The 840-nt window shown below is 75.8% G+C and carries 2 protein-coding genes; both read right to left on the bottom strand.

Annotation, left to right across the window (positions count from 1 at the left end):
* On the bottom strand, window positions 1-324 hold a 324-nt coding region (locus HMPREF0731_RS22085; protein ID WP_007006488.1), incomplete at its 3' end, for a BatA domain-containing protein.
* A 92-nt stretch (window positions 325-416) separates the two neighbouring features.
* Window positions 417-840: DUF58 domain-containing protein (locus tag HMPREF0731_RS22080; RefSeq protein WP_007006487.1), on the bottom strand; the 424-nt coding region annotated here is incomplete at its 5' end.

Raw genomic sequence — 840 nt, 5'->3', positions numbered from 1 at the left:
GTCCGGCCCGCTGGCCCAGCCATCATCGACCACCAGCAGCAGCGGCCCATCGCCCTGCGCCGTGGCGCCGGGGCCCCAGACCGGCCGCGCCAGGCCGAGGATGATCAGCGCCGCGGCGGCCAGGCGCAGCAGCAGCAGCCACCAGGGGGTGCGGGCGGGGGTTTCCTCGGGCGCCGGCAGGTCGCGCAGCAGGCGCAGCGCCGGGAAAGCCTGGCGGCGCGGGGCGGGGGGCGTTACCCGCAGCAGCCACCAGATCAGCGGCAGCGCCGGCAGCGCCAGCAGCAGCCAGGGCACCACGAAGCCGATCGGGCCGAGATTCATCATGCGCGCCCCATCCTGCCACCGACCCCTCTGTCACCCCGGGCCTTTCCCAGGTTTTCGTTCAGTCTGGCCGGGCGGTGCCCGGCCGGCGTCTCTCAGCCCGGAGAAAGACGCTGCCACAGCGCCAGCAGCGCCGCCTCCGGCGGGGTATCGCTGCGATGCGTGGCGAAGCTCCAGCCCGCCGCCGCCGCCAGCGCGGCCAGCCCGGCGCGATGCGCCGCCAGCCGCTCCGCATACAAAGCACGAACCCCCTCAACACGGGGTAACAGCAGGGCGGGTTCGCCGGTCAGCCCCTCGAACCGCACCCGCCCGGCATAGGGCAACGTCTCCTCCGCCGGGTCCAGCACCTGCAGCAGATGGCCGCGCACGCCGCGCCCGGCCAGCGCCGCCACCTGGGCGCGGATGTCTTCCAGGGGCGCCAGGAAATCGCCGATCAGCACGGCGCGGGCATGGCGGGGCAGGGCATCGTCGGCCGGCGGCGGGGCGTGGCGCGGCAGCGCCTCGGCCAGGGCGGGCAGG

Source organism: Pseudoroseomonas cervicalis ATCC 49957 (genome assembly GCF_000164635.1).
GTDB classification, from domain to species: Bacteria; Pseudomonadota; Alphaproteobacteria; order Acetobacterales; family Acetobacteraceae; genus Pseudoroseomonas; species Pseudoroseomonas cervicalis.
This window is presented reverse-complemented; position numbering and strand designations above follow the sequence as displayed.